This window comes from Haloferax sp. Atlit-4N (assembly GCF_003383025.1).
Classification (GTDB): Archaea; Halobacteriota; Halobacteria; order Halobacteriales; family Haloferacaceae; genus Haloferax; species Haloferax gibbonsii.
Genome location: NZ_PSYY01000001.1, coordinates 1,038,035 through 1,056,180, shown reverse-complemented (window position 1 = coordinate 1,056,180; position 18,146 = coordinate 1,038,035). Strand labels below are relative to the sequence as shown.

General features: G+C 69.2%; 20 protein-coding genes. 11 read left to right on the top strand and 9 right to left on the bottom strand.

Annotation, left to right across the window (positions count from 1 at the left end; translation table 11 throughout):
- Positions 1-66 precede the first annotated feature (66 nt).
- Positions 67-1,755 carry a phosphatidylserine/phosphatidylglycerophosphate/cardiolipin synthase family protein gene (locus tag C5C07_RS05490; RefSeq protein WP_115804693.1) on the top strand — a complete coding sequence of 563 codons (1,689 nt, stop codon included), beginning with the start codon at positions 67-69 and terminating at the stop codon, positions 1,753-1,755.
- A 32-nt stretch (positions 1,756-1,787) separates the two neighbouring features.
- Here the strand turns inward: C5C07_RS05490 and C5C07_RS05485 are convergent, their stop codons facing one another.
- Together C5C07_RS05485 and C5C07_RS05480 are read right to left on the bottom strand one after the other, a co-directional pair.
- Positions 1,788-3,689 (bottom strand): DHH family phosphoesterase, encoded by a 1,902-nt coding sequence (locus C5C07_RS05485; RefSeq protein WP_115804692.1) that lies wholly within the window; start codon positions 3,687-3,689, stop codon positions 1,788-1,790.
- 105 nt (positions 3,690-3,794) lie between these two features.
- Positions 3,795-4,649, bottom strand: a complete 855-nt coding sequence (locus C5C07_RS05480; RefSeq protein WP_050458846.1) for a fructosamine kinase family protein — start codon at positions 4,647-4,649, stop codon at positions 3,795-3,797.
- 102 nt (positions 4,650-4,751) lie between these two features.
- Here C5C07_RS05480 and C5C07_RS05475 point away from each other — a divergent pair, with 102 nt between their 5' ends.
- The gene (locus tag C5C07_RS05475) at positions 4,752-5,237 is read left to right on the top strand and encodes a Mov34/MPN/PAD-1 family protein (RefSeq protein ID WP_004977600.1); all 486 of its coding nucleotides are present in this window, start codon (positions 4,752-4,754) and stop codon (positions 5,235-5,237) included.
- Positions 5,234-5,662 (top strand): adenylyltransferase/cytidyltransferase family protein, encoded by a 429-nt coding sequence (locus C5C07_RS05470; RefSeq protein WP_004977601.1) that lies wholly within the window; start codon positions 5,234-5,236, stop codon positions 5,660-5,662. The genes C5C07_RS05475 and C5C07_RS05470 overlap by 4 nt, the downstream gene beginning before the upstream one ends.
- Positions 5,663-5,789: 127 nt before the next feature.
- Here C5C07_RS05470 and coxB read toward each other — a convergent pair whose 3' ends face one another.
- Positions 5,790-6,551 (bottom strand): cytochrome c oxidase subunit II, encoded by a 762-nt coding sequence (coxB, locus tag C5C07_RS05465; protein WP_004977602.1) that lies wholly within the window; start codon positions 6,549-6,551, stop codon positions 5,790-5,792.
- A gap of 162 nt (positions 6,552-6,713) precedes the next feature.
- On the opposite strand from coxB, the gene C5C07_RS05460 reads away from it, so the two are divergent.
- The 4 genes from C5C07_RS05460 to C5C07_RS05445 all read left to right on the top strand — a co-directional run bounded on the left by C5C07_RS05460 (position 6,714) and on the right by C5C07_RS05445 (position 9,518).
- Positions 6,714-8,120: a heme o synthase gene (locus C5C07_RS05460; RefSeq protein WP_115804942.1), complete on the top strand. Its 1,407-nt coding sequence runs from the start codon at positions 6,714-6,716 to the stop codon at positions 8,118-8,120.
- A 24-nt stretch (positions 8,121-8,144) separates the two neighbouring features.
- Positions 8,145-8,801 carry a hypothetical protein gene (locus C5C07_RS05455; protein ID WP_049905256.1) on the top strand — a complete coding sequence of 219 codons (657 nt, stop codon included), beginning with the start codon at positions 8,145-8,147 and terminating at the stop codon, positions 8,799-8,801.
- Between the two features lie 66 nt (positions 8,802-8,867).
- Entirely contained in the window at positions 8,868-9,101 is a 234-nt protein-coding gene (locus C5C07_RS05450) for a SelT/SelW/SelH family protein (RefSeq protein ID WP_004977605.1), read from the top strand.
- Positions 9,102-9,113: 12 nt separating this feature from the next.
- Positions 9,114-9,518, top strand: coding sequence for a metal-dependent hydrolase (locus C5C07_RS05445; RefSeq protein ID WP_050458844.1), 405 nt, complete (start codon positions 9,114-9,116; stop codon positions 9,516-9,518).
- 45 nt (positions 9,519-9,563) lie between these two features.
- On the opposite strand, the gene C5C07_RS05440 is transcribed toward C5C07_RS05445, so the two are convergent.
- Together C5C07_RS05440 and C5C07_RS05435 are read right to left on the bottom strand one after the other, a co-directional pair.
- Complete coding sequence (locus C5C07_RS05440) at positions 9,564-10,586, bottom strand: aldo/keto reductase (RefSeq protein ID WP_115804691.1); 1,023 nt, start codon at positions 10,584-10,586, stop codon at positions 9,564-9,566.
- 52 nt (positions 10,587-10,638) lie between these two features.
- Positions 10,639-10,860 (bottom strand): hypothetical protein, encoded by a 222-nt coding sequence (locus tag C5C07_RS05435; RefSeq protein ID WP_115804690.1) that lies wholly within the window; start codon positions 10,858-10,860, stop codon positions 10,639-10,641.
- Between the two features lie 79 nt (positions 10,861-10,939).
- Here C5C07_RS05435 and C5C07_RS05430 point away from each other — a divergent pair, with 79 nt between their 5' ends.
- On the top strand, positions 10,940-11,938 hold the full coding sequence (locus C5C07_RS05430; protein WP_115804689.1) for a Gfo/Idh/MocA family protein: 999 nt from the start codon (positions 10,940-10,942) through the stop codon (positions 11,936-11,938).
- Between the two features lie 32 nt (positions 11,939-11,970).
- Here the strand turns inward: C5C07_RS05430 and C5C07_RS05425 are convergent, their stop codons facing one another.
- Positions 11,971-13,365, bottom strand: a complete 1,395-nt coding sequence (locus tag C5C07_RS05425) for a sorbosone dehydrogenase family protein (protein WP_115804688.1) — start codon at positions 13,363-13,365, stop codon at positions 11,971-11,973.
- A 141-nt stretch (positions 13,366-13,506) separates the two neighbouring features.
- On the opposite strand from C5C07_RS05425, the gene C5C07_RS05420 reads away from it, so the two are divergent.
- From C5C07_RS05420 to C5C07_RS05410, 3 genes are all read left to right on the top strand, one after another.
- The gene (locus tag C5C07_RS05420) at positions 13,507-14,454 is read left to right on the top strand and encodes an ABC transporter ATP-binding protein (RefSeq protein ID WP_004977612.1); all 948 of its coding nucleotides are present in this window, start codon (positions 13,507-13,509) and stop codon (positions 14,452-14,454) included.
- Complete coding sequence (locus C5C07_RS05415; protein WP_004977614.1) at positions 14,451-15,206, top strand: ABC transporter permease; 756 nt, start codon at positions 14,451-14,453, stop codon at positions 15,204-15,206. Before C5C07_RS05420 ends, C5C07_RS05415 begins: the two co-directional genes overlap by 4 nt.
- 101 nt (positions 15,207-15,307) lie before the next feature.
- On the top strand, positions 15,308-15,592 hold the full coding sequence (locus tag C5C07_RS05410; RefSeq protein WP_004977618.1) for a hypothetical protein: 285 nt from the start codon (positions 15,308-15,310) through the stop codon (positions 15,590-15,592).
- Between the two features lie 87 nt (positions 15,593-15,679).
- Here the strand turns inward: C5C07_RS05410 and C5C07_RS05405 are convergent, their stop codons facing one another.
- The 3 genes from C5C07_RS05405 to C5C07_RS05395 all read right to left on the bottom strand — a co-directional run bounded on the left by C5C07_RS05405 (position 15,680) and on the right by C5C07_RS05395 (position 17,945).
- Positions 15,680-16,477 (bottom strand): ZIP family metal transporter, encoded by a 798-nt coding sequence (locus tag C5C07_RS05405; RefSeq protein ID WP_004977619.1) that lies wholly within the window; start codon positions 16,475-16,477, stop codon positions 15,680-15,682.
- Between the two features lie 244 nt (positions 16,478-16,721).
- The gene (locus tag C5C07_RS05400) at positions 16,722-17,474 is read right to left on the bottom strand and encodes a hypothetical protein (RefSeq protein WP_004977620.1); all 753 of its coding nucleotides are present in this window, start codon (positions 17,472-17,474) and stop codon (positions 16,722-16,724) included.
- A gap of 210 nt (positions 17,475-17,684) precedes the next feature.
- Positions 17,685-17,945 carry a hypothetical protein gene (locus tag C5C07_RS05395; protein WP_004977621.1) on the bottom strand — a complete coding sequence of 87 codons (261 nt, stop codon included), beginning with the start codon at positions 17,943-17,945 and terminating at the stop codon, positions 17,685-17,687.
- Positions 17,946-18,146: the final 201 nt, after the last annotated feature.

The window sequence follows — 18,146 nt, the reverse complement described above, 5'->3', positions numbered from 1 at the left end:
CGAAACCGCTCGCGCTGAGCCACCGGTCGCGAACGTTTTTGTAGGGTGACGCGACCACCGCGGGGTGTGTCACGTCGCGCTCTCGTCGCCGCGCTCGCCGCCTCGCTCGTGGTCCTGCTCGCGGCCGTCGTTCCCGCGCCGATAGCGGCCGCGCCGGGCGCGACGAACGCGACGAACGCGACCGACTCGCCCACGCCCGCCGACTCGTCGGCGTCCGGCGGCCCTCGAATCGTCTCCGCGCTGCCCGACCCGGCGACGCCCGGCGACCGCGGGGAGTTCGTCGCCGTCGCCGCGCCCGCGGGAACCGAACTCTCGCTGTCCGACGGCGAAGACACCGTCTCGTTCGCCGCACCCGGCGGGACGGTCGCCGTCGCCGCCGACCCGAACGCGGCGGCGAACCTGACCGACTTCCCCGTCGTCGCGCCCGGCCTCGGCCTCGCCAACGGTGGCGAGACGGTCACGCTCCGCGTCGTCGGTGACGGCGGCTACGAGGGGAGCGCCAGCGCCGCCATCGAAGGCGGAGACGGCGTCGTCGCCGACCGCCTTACCTACGACCGGAGCCGCGAGGGCGCGCTCCTCGAACGCCGGGACGGCGCGTGGTCGTGGTGGCCGCGGTCCCTCCCCCGACGGGACGTCGCGACCCACGGCCCCGCGAACGCGACGCTGTTCGTCCTTCCCGACTCGCCCGAGCGCCCGGTCTCGACGCTCCGGTCCGCCGACGAGCGGATTCTGCTCGCCGGCTACGTCGTCTCCTCCGCGCGCGTCGCCGACGAACTCGTCGCCGCCCGCGAGCGCGGCGTCGCCGTGTCGGTGCTGGTCGAAGACAGCCCGGTCGGCGGCTTTCCGCGGCGGTCGGCGCGGGTCCTCGACCGCCTCGTCGACGCCGGCGTCTCGGTCCGCGTCGTCGGCGACCCGCACTCGTTTCACCACCCGAAGTACGCCGTCGTCGACGACGCGGCGCTCGTGATGACCGAGAACTGGAAACCGGCCGGGACCGGCGGGCGAAAGAGCCGCGGCTGGGGCGTCGTCGCGCGCTCGCCGAGCGTCGCGGCCGACCTCGCGGCCACCTTCGCTGACGACGCGTCGCTCCCGGGGACGGCCCCGTGGGAGACGTACCGGGTCGGCCGGTCGTTCGTCCGCACCGAGTCGGCGAACGGCTCGTACCCCTCGCGCATCGCCCCCGAGTCCGTTCGAGTCGACCGCATCGCCGTCCTCCGCGCGCCCGACAACGCCGAGTCCGCGGTCGTCTCTCGACTCGACGCCGCCGACGCCCGAATCGACGTGTTACAGCCGACCGTCGAAGCGGACGGGCCGTTCGTCCGCGCGCTCAAGCGCGCCGCCGACCGCGGCGTCCGCGTTCGGCTCCTCCTCGGAAGCGCGTGGTACGTGGAGGAGGAAAACCGCGCGCTCGCGGAGCGGTTGAACGAGTGGGCCGACAGGACCGGAACGCCGCTTTCGGTCCGCCTCGCGCGACCCGGCGGCCGGTACGGCGCGATTCACGCGAAGGGCGTCGTCGCCGACGACACCGCGCTCGTCGGCAGTCTCAACTGGAACCGCCACTCGGCCCGCGAGAACCGCGAAGTCGTCCTCGCGCTGTCGGACCCGGCCGCGGCGGCGTACTTCCGCGGGGCGTTCGCGGCGGACTGGCGGGCGAGCGGGCGCGGGGCGGAGTCGAAGCCGGGGCTCGTCGCCGCGGCCGCCCTCGCGGTCGTCGTCGGAGTCGCGGCGCTCAGGCGACTGGAGTTCGAAGAATAAAATAAGTGTCCGCGTGAGCCGCGACTGCGACCTTACGCCGTCGTCGACAGCTCTTCGTCGATGTCGGCTTCGGCCATCTTCTCGACGAGGCTGTCGATGACCTCCTCGCGCATGCCGCTGACGAACTTGATGGAGCCGACGACGAGGTGACCGCCGCCGGAGACGCCGCCCCCGACGACTTCCTCGTTCAGTTCGGCGACCATCCGCGGGATGTCGAGGCGGACGCCGTCGGAGCGGAGGACGGCGAAGTCGGGGCCGTAGCCGATGGTGATGACCGGCTCGCCCGTCTCCTGGACCTTGCGGTCGTGGAGCTTGCCCGTGGTCTTGCCCGGCGCGGGGTAGGTAAAGCGGTGGGCCCACTTGTCGAGGTCGATGCGGTAGAGGTTGGCCCCGCTGTCGAGGCGCTCGTGTTCGAGGTGCGGTTCGGCCGCTTCGAGCTGACGGTCCACGTCGCGCTCGGCGCGCGTCGAGAGGAACTCGACGAGCTCGCGGTGTCGCTCCTCGTCGTCGCAGCCGACGTTGAGCACGTCGTTGACGATGGACGCGCCGTCGTTGTAGCGCAGCCAGTGGGCGGCGTAGTCGAGCGCCTCGCCCACGTCGAGGAGCTGTTCGCGGTCGTAGCCCTCGTCCTCGGCGAGCGCGATGTAGTTGTCCATGACCTCCGCCTTCGAGCGGTCCGACAGCCCGGCGACGGCGGGGACGTGACGCAGTTCGTCGGTCACGTCGGGGTGAATCATCCGCGCGAGTTCGACGCACATCATGCCGGTCGTGATGCGGTAGTCCTCGTCGTGGAGGTACGGGTTGACGTGCGCGTCGAGGAGGGGGTTGACCGCCTCGGGGTCGGGGTGGTGGTGGTCGACGACGGCGATGGGCACGTCGTAGTGCGCGAGGTTCTCGTAGGCGGGCACGTCCTCCTCGGTCGACCCGTTGTCGAGCATGAGCAGGAAGGGGAGCCGCTGACCGTGGCGGGCGCGGCCTTCGAGCGCGAAGTTCAGGTCGCGGGTCACGTCTTCCATCTCGTAGAACGGGGCCTTGCTCGGCAGGCGCTTGAACAGGTGACGCGGCGCGTCGGGGTCGTCGTGGACCTCGGTGATGAGGCGTTCGAGGGCCAGCTGGACCGGAACGGACGCGCACATGCCGTCGCCGTCGGCGTGGTGGCGGACGCGAATCGGGCGGCCTTCGAGGACCGTCCGGCGGAGCAGGCGCGCCACGTCTTCGAGGTCGCCGCGGAGCTTCTCGAACGCCGGCCACTCCACGAGCGGTTCGACCGGCTCGGGCTCGGCGCGCTCGTCGAGCGCGGCGTCGATGCGCTGGCGGGCGTCGGCCGCGGTCTCGTCGTCGAGAACCGTCAGCCCGTCGACTTCGAGCTGGCGGGTTCCCTCGTGGTCTTCGACGGTGCCGGCCATGCGGACCACGTCGTCGAGGTCGACTTCGGGGAACGCGCGGACGCCGGCCTCCTCGAAGGCGGCGGCCGCGACGATGCCGGAGTCGTCGGCGATGCGGAAGACCGTCGGGCCACCGGTCTGTTTAATCTGCGTGACGACGCCCTCGACGGTGACCGAATCGCCGACTGTAAGGTCGGAGATAGGCGTGATGATCGGCTCGTGGTCGACGGTCAGGGTGCGGTAGTCGTCGGGCGTTTCCTCGGCGAACGCGATGTCGCCGTTCTCTCGGACGGATTCGAGGCGGACGACCAATCGGTCGCCGACCTCGTAGTCGGTCGAGAGGTTGGACTCGTGGATGAGACCGGAGACGGAGTCGGAGATGTCGACGAAGATGCCGTACTCCACGACGCCGTTGACGACGGCGTGGTAGTAGGCGTCGGTCTCGACGTCGTCGGCGGTACAGTTCGGTGCGAGATCGTAGACGATAGGTCGTGCGTCCGAATTCGGACCCGAGTCGTCGCCGGAATCCCCGGCGTGCTCGTCGCTCATGGTCCCGCTAGGTCAGGGGGTAGTGTTAAGCTTTACAAAAGCATCTCACGTGCGCGACCGGTTCCCACGACTCGATTCGCCCCGAAAACTGCGGGGACCCGGGCGTCAGTACCCGAGTTCGTCAAGCGCGTCTTCGACCGACGGGACGTAGTCTCGTCCGAAGACGCGGACGTGTTCGAGGAGGGGAAACAGCGCGTAGACGGGCGAGCGCTCCTCGAAGAAGCCGTCGGCGATGGGTCGGGACTCGTCGTAGGCGTCGAAGAAATCGTCGCCGGCGGCGTCGAACCAGTCGATGTAGGCGAGTTCGACCTCGGGGTGGCCGTAGTAACACGCCGGGTCGAGGAAGGCGACGACGCGGTCGTCGCGGACGCGGAGGTTCGCGCCCCAGACGTCGCCGTGGACGAGTCGGGGTGCCGCCGGCTCGACGAGGAGCGCGTCGAGGTCGCCCGCGACCGACTCGATTCGCTCGGCGGTCGCGTCCGGGAGTCCCGAATCGAGCGCCGCATCGGTCCACGGGAGGAGGCGCTGGTCGCGGAAGAACTCGACCCACGAGTCGGTCCACGGGTTCGGCTGGCGGTACGGGCCGGAGAGCGTGTCGTAGGGGAAGCCGAACGCCGGCGCGGTCGTCTCGTGGAGCGCGGCGAGGTGGGCCGCGAGGTCGCGCTCGGCGGCGGGGGTCAACTCGGACGAACCCTCGACGTAGTCGAGGACGAGCAGGTCGGGGTCGGCGTGGTGGACCGCGGGGACCGGGAGCCCGGCGGAACCGAGCGAGTCGAGCATCGCGGCCTCCACATCGAGCGGCGTGTCGCCGACCTTGGCGACGACGGGGTCGCGCCCGTCGAAGTCGAGACGGTAGACGCGCCCGACGTGCCCGCCGTCGAGCTCGGTCGTCGCGGTCGGCGGCGCGTCCGCGGAGAGCGCGTTCGTCGCTCGGGCGACGAGATCGGAATCGAGCGTCACACCCGAGTTCGGGCGAGCACCGACCTCAGTATGGCGGTTCCGTTCCGGCGACCGACTCGGCGTTCCGGAACCCTTAGATGGAGCGCCCGCGGACGGTTCGGTATGCGACTCTTCCGGTCGCGGGAGGTCGTCGGCATCGCCGCCGACGCCCTCGACTTCGCGCTCGAAGCCTCTGCGGAGACGCATCCGAACGAGTACATGGGACTCCTCCGCGGCGAGGACGCCCGCCGACTCGGCGTCGACCGCGACGGCTACGTCGTGACGGACGTGCTCATCATCCCGGGGACCGTCTCAGACCCCTACAGCGCGACCGTCAGGAACGACCTCGTGCCGAACGACTTCCGCGCCGTCGGGTCGATTCACTCGCACCCGAACGGCGTCCTCAGACCGAGCGACGCCGACCTCGACACCTTCGGGAGCGGCCGGGTCCACATCATCATCGGCGCGCCCTACGGCCTCGATGACTGGGAGGCGTTCGACCAGTCGGGCGAGGTTCGCGACCTCGACGTGCTCGACGTCGACCTCCCCGACCCCGAATCGTTCTTCGACTTCACGCAGGACGACATCGACGCGGAGTTGGACCGATGAGACGGGTCATCGCCCAGGGGACCTTCGACATCCTCCACCCCGGCCACGTCCACTACCTGTCTGACGCCGCGTCGCTCGGCGACGAACTCCACGTCATCATCGCCCGCGGCGAGAACGTGACGCACAAGCCGAAGCCGATACTCGACGACCGCCAGCGCCGCGACATGGTCGCCGCGCTCGACGTGGTCGACGAGGCCCACCTCGGCCACGCCGAGGACATCTTCGTCCCTATCGAGAAAATCGACCCCGACGTCATCGTCCTCGGCTACGACCAACACCACGACGAGGCGGGCATCAAAGCCGCCCTCGACGCCCGCGGTATCGACTGCGAGGTCACGCGCGCGACGCCGCGCGAGCAGCGCCACGACGACGAACTCCTCTCGACGGGCCGCATCATCGACCGCATCGTCGAGCGGCGCTGCTGAGACCTCGCCCGCCTTCGAGGCACGACCCGATTCGATTCCGACGTTTCGAAGCATTCTCCGACGGCCGAACGCGACGAGCGCGAGCGTCGTCACTCGGCGGGGAGCGTCGAAAGAGAAGGGTGGTCCGTTACTGCGTGGAGTTCGTCGCGGTCGAGTTCGAGCCGCCGGACGACGACTCGCTGTTGGCCGACTGCTGCTCGTCGAGCCAGTTCTGGTACTCTTCCTGTGAGACGACTTCGACGGTGAAGTACATCTGAGAGTGCGCGACGCCGCAGTACTCAGTACAGTAGCCCTGGTAGGTGCCTTCCTCGTAGGCGACGGTCTTGATGGTGTTCGTCGAACCCGGCATCGCGTCCTGCTTGAGGCCGAGTTTAGGGACGTGGAATCCATGTATCACGTCCGTTGCGGTCACCTGGAAGTAGACCGGGCGGTCCTTGGGGATGACAATCTCGTTGCCGGACGTGAAGTTACCCTCCTCGGGGTAGTACATGTTCCAGCCCCACTGGTAGGCCTCGGCCGTGACGACGACCGGGTCGTCGTCCATGGCGATGTCGTTGCCCTGGTGCGTGACGTTTTCGTTGGCCAGCACGCCGTAGGAGGCGACGCCGACGAAAAGCAGGATAATCGCTGTCGCGATGGTCCACGTGATTTCGAGCCGGCGGTTCTCCTTGGTCGGCAGTGCGCGCTCGCTGTTGCGGAACTTGATGACCGTGTAGAGGAGGATGACCTCCACCAGCACGGTAATCGGGATAGCGACGTACAGCAGCTTCCCGTTGAGCTGATTGATAAGTTCCGACGTGGCGGACGCCTGCGCGGCGGCGGGGGTGGCAACGAGCGCCATCACGACCGTCGCGAGCAGGGACGCGAGCGCGAAACGCGTCTTTCTCATGCTGAGCGAGACTTAGGAACAACCGCATAAATGCATACCGACTCTCGGCCCGCCGTTTATCAACCCGCCCCCGCCATATCGGGGGGAGCGGCACCCGAACGCGAGGCGGAAAAGCGCGGGTCCTAAATACGGGACGGCCCAACAGGCCCGTAGGTGAATTTCGTGGCCACGAATCGCGATTCGAACACGTTCCACGGCCTGCTCGCCGCGACCGCGATGGGCGTCTATCTGCTGCTCATCGTCGGCGCGACGACCGCGCTCACGGACGCGACCGCCGCGTGTAGCGCCTGGCCCGCGTGCGGAGACGGCTTTTCGCTCCCCGCGACGCTCGACGGCTGGGTCGCCCTCGGCCACCGCGTCGCGGCCGTCCTCGTCGGTCTCCTCACGCTCGCCACGCTCGTCTCGGCGTGGCGGACCGACACGTCCCGCCGCGTGAGAGCGACCGTCACCGCGTCGGCGGTGCTCTACCCGGCGCAGGCCGGTCTCGGCGCGGTCGTCGCCACCGTCGGCGTCGGCCCCGCGCTCTCGACGCTCCACTTGGTTCTCGGGATGGTCATCTTCGGCGGCCTCGTCGCCGCGCTCGCGTGGACGCTCGAAGCGGCCACCGGCGACCCCGACGACGCGCCGGTCGGCACCCCCTCGATGAGTCCCCCGACCGACGACGGCGAGCGACCGCCCGTCCCGACCAAGCCTGTCGCCCGCGCGAAGGCGACGGTCAACGCGTACTTCCGGCTCATGAAGCCGCGGCTGATGTGGCTCCTCTGTCTCGTCGCGTCGGCGGCGATGGCGCTCGCCGGCACCGTCTCGCCCGGCCTCACGCCCGAGGTCATCGCGGCGACGCTCGGCGGCGGCGTCCTCTCTATCGGCGCATCCGGCACGTTCAACCACGTCCTCGAACGCGACGTGGACCGTCGGATGCAGCGGACCAGCGACCGGCCGCTCGCGGTCGACCTCGTCCCCGTCCGCAACGCCGTCGCGTTCGGCCTGCTCCTGACGGTCGCGTCGGTTGCGCTGTTCGCGTCCGTCAACTGGCTCGCGGCCGTCCTCGGCGTCGTCGCCATCGCCTTCTACAGCGTCGTCTACACGCTCATCCTGAAGCCAAACACGGTCCAGAACACCGTCATCGGCGGCGCGGCCGGCGCGCTTCCGGCGCTCATCGGCTGGGTCGCCGTCACCGGCGACATCGGCCTCGGGGGCGTCGTCCTCGCCGTGGTCATCTTCCTGTGGACGCCCGCGCACTTCTACAACCTCGCGCTGGCCTACAAGGACGACTACGCCCGCGGCGGCTTCCCGATGATGCCCGTCGTCCGCGGCGAGACCGAGACGCGAAAGCACATCCTCTGGTGGCTCGGCGCGACGCTCGTCGCCGCGGCCGGCCTCGCGGTCATGGACGCCCTCGGGGTCGTCTACCTCGTGACGAGCATCCTCTTCGGCGGCGCGTTCCTCTACTTCGTCGTGCGCCTGCACTACGAGCGCGACGACACCGCCGCGTTCCGGGCGTTCCACGCCTCGAACGCCTACCTCGGCATGCTGCTCCTCGCCATCGTCGTCGACACGCTCGCCCTCTGAGCCCCGACCGCTACTCCCCCACACATGGCAACCGCATCCGCACTTCCCCGCCCCTCGCGGGCCAGTCTGCTCCGCGCCGCCTTCGCCGTGAACACGACGCTGATTCTGGCGTTCGTCTACCTGCTTTTCACCGAGGCGAGCGTCGGCGCGCCGCGGTACGCGCTCTACGGCGTCGCGTGGGTCATCGTCGGCCTCTGGGTCATGTTCGACACCGACGTGGCACCGGCCTCGGCCGCGACGAAGCGCAAGGCGGCCGCCGTCGCGGTCGGTTACTTCGCGCTGTTGGCGGTCGCCGGCGGCCTCGTCACCTCGCCCGTGCCGGGCGGGACCGACGGCCTTCGCGTCGCCTTCCTCCCGCCGGGGTGGGGTCCGGCGCTCGTCTACGGCGGCGACCTGTTCAACCTCGTCCTCATGCCGGCGCGCGTGGTCGGCTACGCGGCGCTCGCGTTCCTCGTCTACGACACGGTCGTCGAGGCGGCGGGCGCGGCCGTCTCCGGGGTCGTCGGCCTGTTCTCCTGCGTCTCGTGTTCGTGGCCCATTCTCGCCTCGGTCGCCACGAGCGTCTTCGGCGGCGGGACGGCCATCGCGGCGACCGTGACGACGCTCTCGTACGACCTCTCGACGCTGGTCTTTCTCGTCACCGTCGTCTTGCTCCGGTGGCGGCCCGGCTTCGGGAAGTGACAGTCGCGGTCGCGGCAGCGGTCACTCGCCCCCTCGCTTTTACGCGCTCGCCGTGAACGTCCGACCATGACAAGCGTCGAAATCGAATACTGCGTTCCCTGCGGCTTCCTCGACCGCGCCGAGCAACTACAGCACGCGCTGCTCGAACAGTTCGGCGACCGGCTCGACCGCGTGGCGCTCGTGACGGGCGACCACGGCGTTCTCACCGTCACCGTCGACGACGAGCGCGTCTGGGACAAGTCGGAAGACGAGTTCGACCCGGACCTCGTGCTCCGGCGGGTCCGTCCGCACGTCGACTGAGCGGGGCGGGACGTGAAGTCACTCGAACACGCCGTCGTCGGGACGGTCGCCGGGGCGGTCGCCGCGGTCGCGTTGGACCCGCCGGGGAGCCTGCCGCTTCTCGTCGCCGGCGCGGTCTTCGTGAGCGTCTTCATCGACCTCGACCACTTCGTCATCGCCCGCGTCCAGCGCGGCGACTGGGCGAACCTGCGGCTCGCGGTGACGAACCCGCGGGTCGGCCTCCTCGACCAAGAGCGGGTGTTCGAGGAGTTCGGCACCGACTTCAACCGCAAGCGACTCCTGAGCCACCACCTCGTCGGCGGCGTCGCGGTCGGCGCGCTCGCGCTCTCGGGACTCGGGTCGCTCGCGGCGTTCCTCGCGGTCGTGCTCTACGTCCACGTCGTCTGCGATTTCCTGCGAGACCTCGGCATCGCGTGAAAAGAGTCGAACGCCGGTCCGGTCGCCCGCGCCGCCCGCGGTCGCTTAGTGGCCCCAGCGCCGACCGTCTTCGTCGTAGCGGGCGTTCATGATGCGCTCCCACTGGTCGGTCGAGATGTCCACGTCGGCCGCGCCGACGTTCTCGTCGAGTTGCTCGGTCGTCCGCGCGCCGACGATGGGGACGACGGTCGCCTCGGGGTAGTCCATCAGCCAGCGGAGCGCGACCTGCGCGGGGCTGGCGTCGACCTCGTCGGCGACCGCGCGAATCTCGTCGAGCACTTTCCAGCCGCGCTCGGAGACGTAGAACCGGTCGAACCGCTCGTCGAACGACCCGCGCGCGCCGTCGGGCGCGACGTACTCGGTGGGGTCGTCGGGGTCGGCGCGCTCGTACTTCCCCGTGAGGAAACCGCCAGCGAGCGGCGAGTACGGACAGACCGCGACGTCCTGGTCGCCGCAGACGTCGAGGTAGTCTTTCACGTCCTCGTAGTAGCCGGCGTGGAACAGCGGCTGGGTCACGTCGAAGCGGGCGTAGTCGTGCACGTCGGACTTCCACAGCGCCTTCGTGAGCTGCCACGAGGCCATCGTGGACGCGCCGAGGTAGTTGACCTTCCCCTCCTCGACGAGGCCGTTGAGCGCCCGGAGCGTCTCCTCGATGGGCGTCTCCTCGTCCCAGCGGTGGATGTAGTAGAGGTCGAGGTAGTCCGTGTCGAGTCGGTCGAGCGTGCCCTCGATCTGGTTTCGGATGTGGGTCCGCGAGAGGCCGCGACCGTTGGGGTTGTCCTCGTCGAACGGGAAGTACACCTTCGAGGCGAGGACGTAGTCCTCGCGGTCGCGCTCGGCCAGCCAGTTGCCGATGTACTCCTCGGACGTACCGTTCGGGTTGCCGTAGACGTTGGCGGTGTCGATGAAGTTCCCGCCGCGCTCCTCGAACGCGTCGAGGAGTTCGTGGGCCTCCTCCTCGTCGGTCTCCAGGACGCCGCTGCTCTTCCGTCCGAACCGCCACGTGCCGAAGCACAACTCAGAGACGCGGGTGCCGGTCGACCCGAGTCGTCGATAGTCGAGGCTCATGGTCGATGCCACGACGGCGGGCGACTAAAGCGTGCGAGTAGCGGCGAGACGTTCAGCCTTGTTCGTCGGCGTCGGGCGATTCGGCACGGGTCGCGTCCGTCTCGAACAGTTCGCGCGCGACCGGCGCGCCGCCGAGCGCGAGCGCGAGGAGGAGCACCGCGAACCCCACGGTGACGAACCCCTGTGACGGGTTCTCGGCGAGCGACGTGACGTGGAGGACCCCCCCGACCAACGCGAGTACGACGGCGAACCGCTGGAGGACTGCGTCGTCCATAGCCGACCCACGCCGGTCCCCCGGTAATTCCTTGCGACTCGCCCGCACGCTTTTGCGGCTTCCCCGCGACTGGTACGGCATGTTCAGAGTCGCAGGTATCGGCCTCGGAAGCCTCGGCGTGCTGGAATGCCGCCTCCTCAACGAACTCGACGGCGTGCGCGTGGTCGCCGGCGTCGACCCCGTAGACGAGGTTCGCGAGCGATTCGGAGACGAGTTCGACGTGCCGACCTACGAGACGACCAAGGAACTGCTGGACGCCGAGTTCCTCGACGCGGTGACCATCGCCTCGCCGCACACCAAGCACTTCGACCAGGCGCTCGCGTCGCTCGACGCCGACCTCCACGTCCACCTCGAAAAGCCGATGGTGACGGACCTCGGCGGCGCGCGGGCGCTCGTCGACCGCGCCGAGGAACGCGGCCTCACGCTCGCGGTCGGCTATCAGCGGCACTTCGACCCGCGGTTCCACGAACTGCGGCGCGTCGTCGACAGCGGTCGCATCGGCGACCCGCACATGGTGGTCTGCCACCTCGAACAGGAGTGGATTCGCTGGACGAAAGACGAGTGGCGCGGCGACCCGTCGCTGTCGGGCGGCGGCCAACTGTACGACTCGGGGTCGCACCTCCTCGACGCGATGCTCTGGGTGACGCGCTCGAAACCGGTGACGGTCGCCGCGGCGGTCGACCACCGCGGCCACGACGTGGACGTGAACTCGGCGCTCGCGGTCGTCCTCGACCGCGACGGCGACCGCCTCACCGCGAGCGTGGGCGTCTCCGGCGACGGACAGAGCGTCCCCGACCCCGGCGAGTCGCTCCGCGTCATCGGCACCGAGGGGATGGTCGCCTTCGACGGCGAGACCATCGAGGTGGCCGAGGGGGGGATGACCTACACCGCCACGCCGCCGACGCCCGACTTCGAGGAGTTGACCCGGAAGAAGCTCCGGAACTTCGTGGACGCCGCGCGCGACGAGGCCGACCTCGCCATCCCGGCCGAGGACGCTCTCCGAGTGACCGCGCTGACCGAGGCGGCCTACGAGTCGGCGACGACGGGCAGGCGAGTCAACGTCGACGGCGACGCCTGAGTCGCGGGCGCTGGAACGACCTGCCCCCGACCTCAGACGCCGGTCAACCGGTTCAGCGCGCCCGACGACCCGGTGACAATCGGCCGCCCGCTGGTGCAGACGTACAGTTCGCCGTCGGGGGCGCGGCCGAACGCGAGGACGTTCGTCCCGCCGTCGTCGCGGTCCGTCACGGGAATCTCCGCGATGTCCCACGGCCGCGACTCGCTCGGGCGGGCGGCGAACAGTCTCCCCTCGGACTGCCAGTCGGCGAAGACGTACGCGCCCGAGAGCGCCGGAATCGACTCGCCGCGGTAGACGTGGCCGCCGATGACGGCTACCCCGGACGGCCCGTCCCCACTGTGGGGGTACTCCAGCACCGGGTCGAGAAGCGGCGCGCCGTCGGGCGTCTCGGTCGGGCAGTCGTCGGCGCGGAAGCAGTGTGCGCCCTCGCGGACGTTCCAGCCGTAGTTGCCGCCGCGCTCCAGGAGGTTCACCTCCTCCCACGCGCCCTGTCCCACGTCGGCGACGTAACAGTCCTCGCCGTCGAACGAGAGCCGCCACGGGTTTCTGAGCCCCCACGCGTACTGCTCGTCGAGGCCGTCGGAGCCGACGAGCGGGTTGTCCTCGGGGATTCCGTACGGGCGGTCGTCGTCGCCGGAGACGCCGCCGGTCGAGTCGACGTCGATGCGGAGGACGCTCCCGAGGAGGTTCTCGGTCACGTCCTGTCCGTTGCCGCCCGCGACGGCGTCGTACCAGTCGTCGACGTGGCCGCGCCCCTCGTCGTTCGCGCCGCCGCCGTCGCCCGTGGCGACGTAGAGGTAGCCGTCCGGGCCGAACGCGACGGCTCCGGCGTTGTGGTTCGACTGGGGTTCGGGGAGTTCGAGCAGCACCCGCTCGGTGTCGGCCGAGACCGTCGTCGCCTCGGGGTCGACCGTCAGCTCGCTCAGGACGAACGTGTGGCTGTAGTTCGAGGGCGTCCCCGAGCGTCGCGGGGCGCTGTACCGCAGGTAGAGCCGCCCGTTGTCGGCGAAATCGGGGTGGAAGGCGACGCCGAGGAAGCCGCGCTCGTCGTAGCCGTTGAGGTCGACGACGCGGTCGGTGATGTCGAGGTACGGTTCGCTCTGTAGTCCCGAGTCGTCGTGCAGCCAGATTCGACCGGGCTGGTCGACGACGAACCGCCGCGACCCGCCGAACGCCTCGGGGACGGCAACGTCGACCGGCGAGGCGAACCCGGTCGCCAGTGTCTCGTAGGCGACTTCGAGGCCCGCGAGTGAGCCGTCGGACCCGCCGTTCGCGGTCGCGGTCGCCCCGTCAGTCTCGTCTGGCGTCGCGTCGCTGTCGGTCGTTCCCCCGGCTCCGTCGTCGGTCGGGGCGCTCGCACAGCCCGCGAGGCCGCCGAGGAGGGTCGCGCCGGTCGCGGCGAGGAAATCGCGTCGGGAACCGTTCATGTCGACGTAGAGCGGCGCGACCGGAGTAAGGCTTGCTACGACCGAGCTGGCGAGCCCTCTCCCGTTCGCCCACGGCCCCGCGACTCGAATCGAGCGGCGATTCCGAATCCCTTACCACCCGATAGTGACGACGGGTACGACATGGACGCGGTACTCGCCGCCGACGACCTCAGGAAGTCCTACGGCGACGTGGAGGCGCTCTCGGGCGTCTCCCTGTCGGTCGCCGAGGGAGAGGTCTTCGGCCTCATCGGTCCGAACGGCGCGGGGAAGACGACGCTGGTTCGCGCCCTCACGGGCACGACCGCGGTGGATTCGGGGTCGGCGGCCATCCTCGGGCGCGACCCGACCGAGGTCGACCGCCAGCGCCTCGGCGTCCTCCCGCAGGAGTTCCGACCCGCGGGTCGGCTCTCCGCCCGCGAACTCGTGGCCTACTACGCTGGGCTCTACGACGACGCCCGCGACCCCGACGCGGTGCTCGACGAGGTCGGCCTCGCCGACGCCGCCGACACGTGGTACGAGAACCTCTCGGGCGGCCAACAGCGCCGCGCCTGCATCGCCCTGACGCTCGTCAACGACCCCGACGTGCTGTTCTTGGACGAGCCGACGACCGGCATCGACCCCGCGGGCCGCCGGTCGCTGTGGGGGCTCGTCGAGGACCTCGCCGCCGGCGGGACGACGGTGTTTCTCACCAGCCACTCGATGGAGGAGATAGAGCGCCTCGCCGACCGCGTGGGCCTGCTCAACGCGGGCGAACTCGTCACGGTCGGCGAGCCGGACGACCTCGTTACCGAGTACGGCGGCGAGAGCCGCCTCGTCGTCCGGACCGACGGCGACGCCGACGCGGCCCTCGGGTCGGTGTCGCTGCCGACCGCGCTCGACGCGACGGTGTCGGGAGACGGCATCACCGTCCACGGCGTCGGCCCGCGCGACATCGGCGACGTGGTCGCCGCCTTCGACGACGCGGGCGTCGTCTACGAGTCGCTCGTCTGGAAACAGCCCGGCCTCGAAGAGGTCTACCTCTCGTTGACCGGCGAGCAGTTCGAGGCGGCCCGGCCCGCCGCGGCCGCCGCGGTCGGAGGTGACAGATGAGCCTCGCCGCCCGCGTCCGCGCTGAGTTCGTCGCCTCGTGGCACGCGTTCCTCCGGCGGCGGACGGCGGTGTTCTTCACGTTCTTCTTCCCCGCCATCATCGTCGTCATCTTCGGGGCGCTCGTGCAGACCCAGCCGACCGGCGGCGGCCTGTTCGCCGAGCCGAAGGAGTACTACATCGCCGGCTACCTCGCGGTCGTCGTGCTGTTCACCCCGCTGTCGCGCGTGGGTAGCACCATCGCGCGCCACCGCGAGGGAAGCCGCTTCGAGAAGCTGGCGACGACGCCGCTGTCTCGGGCCGAGTGGCTCCTCGCGCACTCGCTCGTCAACGTCGTCGTCATCGGCCTCGCGGCGCTGTTGCTCCTCGCGCTGTCGGCGCTCGTGACCGGCGCGTCGATTCCGCTGACGCCCGCGACGCTCGCCATCGTCCCCTTCGTCGCGCTCGGCGTGACGCTGTTTTGCGGCCTCGGGGCCGTCATCGGGAGCGTCGCCGACTCGCAGGACGGCGTCATCGCCGCGAGCAACGCTATCGCGCTTCCCCTGCTCTTCCTCTCGGAGACGTTCGTGACGCCCGACCTGCTCCCGCCGTGGTTCGTCCCGGCGCTGAACCTCTCGCCGCTCACGTACTTCGCCCGCGGCGTCCGGGCGCTCACCTACGGCGGCGGCGACTGGGTCACCAACCTCGCGGTGCTCGCGGTGCTCGCGGTCGCGTTCTTCGCGGCGGGCACAGCGGCGATTCCGCGGACCGACTGAGCCGGCGCACCACCCGCCCGCGGCGCTCGGGGGCGCTCGCGAGGGCGTCCGACGCGCCCGCAAACTCAAGCCTTAACCCGCGGCCGACCCCACGTGGGGGCATGGTCGAAACTGAGACGTACACCATCGAAGGACCGGACGGAGACACCGAAGCGCTCGAACTCCCCGCGGGCCTCGTCGACATCTTCTCGGAGCAGGGCGAAGACCCGACCGACGTCGTCGCCGACGTCGTCGTGCAGGCGTTCGCACAGCAGGCCCACGTCGTCGCTCACCACAGCGAGGGCGGCGCGCCGGCCGACATCGCCGAAATCAACGAGAAGATGGAAGAGCTGTTCGAAGAGCGCTTCGGCGTCCCGCTCTCGGACGCGCTCGGCCACTCGCACTAAGTCGAGTTCGCGGTCGCTGTTTTCTCTGCCGTTCCGAGTCGAAGGCGAGAGCCGCGCGTCTGAGCCGTCGTGGCGGGTCCGCGGCGCTCAGATGAACGCCAGCGGGACCATGATAGCGAAGCCGGCGGCGAGTCCGGCGAGCAGTTCGACCCGACCGCCGCGCGGGAGGCGCTCGCCGAGTTCGAGCGCCTCGGGGATGAACTCCGTGAGGACGAGAAAGACCATCGCGCCCGCGGCGAAGCCGAAGCCGAACGGGAGGAACTCCCGCGCGATGCGGACGAAGTAGAAGGCGATGACCGCGCCGATGGGCTGGGGCAGACTAGAGAAGATGGCCCACCAGACGAGCTTCCAGTTCGAGACGTTCATCGACCGGAGCGGGATGGAGATAGCCAGCCCCTCGGGGACGTTGTGAATCGAGATGGCGATAGTCATGAACACCGCGAGCAGCGGGACGACGAAGCCGAACAGCTGGAAGCCGCCGTCGAGGCCGAGGTCGGCGAAGGAGACGCCGACGGCGACGCCCTCGGGGAAGCTGTGGACGGTGAGGATGCCGAGAATCAACAGCAGTTTGCGGAAGTCGGCCTCCTCGTACTGCTTGGGGTTGACCTCCGCGCCCTCGATGACGTGGTGGGCGACGAGGACGAGCGCGACGCCCGCGAGCATCCCGATACCGAGTTGCAGCGGCGTCCCGTTGGCGAGGCCCTCGAAGACGAGTCCGAACAGCGACGCCGACACCATGATGCCCGAGGCGATGCCCCACAGCGCCACGTTCCAGCGGTCGCTCACGTCGGAGACGAAGAAGAACGGAATCGCGCCGAGTCCGGTCGCGATGGCCGTGACGAGCCCGGCGAGAAAGACGAACGCGAGCGCAGAAAACTGGTCCATACCGAACGTAATCATTCGGTGCCGATAAGTATTATCATATTCCATATACTTTTGGTTGGCCTAAAATATGAATTGCAGATAGCTGCGCTCTACTGATTTAGACGGGCCAAAAATCCCCGTCGTATTTATAATCTGCATTCTGATATATTCGTCGTCGAGAGCGATTGCTCGCCGGCGATAGACGGTGAAGAAAAGACGTCGGTTCCGCGGTACACTCGTACCGAGCGCACCGGGCGGAGCGTGTTCAGTCGTCGGCCGGCGACGCGCCCTCCGGCGAGTCGCTGTCGCCGCCCATGGGCGAGACGGGGGTGGCCGCGACGGAGCGGGCCGAACCCATCCAGCGCTCGACGTTGGCCGAGACGTAGTCGCGCGCGCCGAAGGCGACCGCGCCGCCGACGCCGATGGCGAGGGCCGCGGCGATGCCCCACGCGAACGCCTGCGCGATGGTGAACAGGATGGCCACGTCGATGCCCATCGTGCTCAGACCGATGACGACGGCGGTGAAGTAGAGGAACATCCGGGTTCCGACCGCGAAGACGCTCGTGTACGGCGTCTCGGTCGCGGCGCGGGTCCGCGTGATGGCGTCACCGATGAAGTCGGCGACGACGAACCCGAGGACGATGACGAGCAGGCCGGCCACGAACGACGGCGCGTACGACGCCGCGGTCGAGACCCATTCGGAGAACAGGTCGACCGCGAGCACGTCGGCGGCCGCGAGGACGGCGATGGCGTAGACGAACCACTTACCGAGCGTCCCGAACGCGCCCGAGACGGCCTTTTCGGTCCCGCCGAGAATCTTCCCGACGGGCGTCGCCAACACCGCCTTGTCGACCTCGACGCGGTCGGCGACCCGCGTGATGAGTCGGGCGGCGATGCTGCCGATGAACCAGCCGACGATGAGTATTAAGAGCGCGCCCACGAGCCGCGGGACGAACGCGAGCACGGCGTTAGTCAACTCTGCGATGGACTCTGTCAACGTGACTTGTAACGGGTACATTGTTCCGGGTGGAACATCGCGCGCCCGATAGTTAGTTAAGAATAGAAGAACCGTGAATAAAATTATCTCGTAATCGGAACCCTCCGATTTCGCCGATACTCGGAGAAACCGGACGGAGCGGCGGGCTGCGGGTCGAAACGTCCGTTCCTCGTTCGACTCGCTCACCGGCGAGACAGTCTCGGGTGCGGGTGCGTCCGCCGTGATTTAATCTCAGCTTGATTCGTCGCCGCGGTCGCGGGACTCGGTGCGCTCGTCGGCGAGGCGGCCGAGCTGTGTCGCGATTTCTTCCATGGCGACGACGAGCCGAGCGGCGTACCAGAGGACGACGACGGCGACGACGAGGAACACCCACGCGAGAATCTGCTGGGCGATGAGGAGCGCGTAGGCGAGCGTCAACACGAGGAAGACGACGACGGCGACTTTCGCGCCGGTGGACCGATGAAGCGGCGCGTCGGGGGAGGGGTTCGACACAACCCATCGTTTTCAGGGGATGACATTATGTGTTTGGCCGCCGCGGGCCGGCGGTGCCGACCCCCTACTGACGAGCGTAACCGGCCCAATTCTGTGGTATAAATCACGAACCATACCGATTAATTGCGCTACTGTATCGTGCCACCAAAGGCCGTGAGACGCCCCACACCACCGAGTTTATCAGTCAATGACGGGAATCAA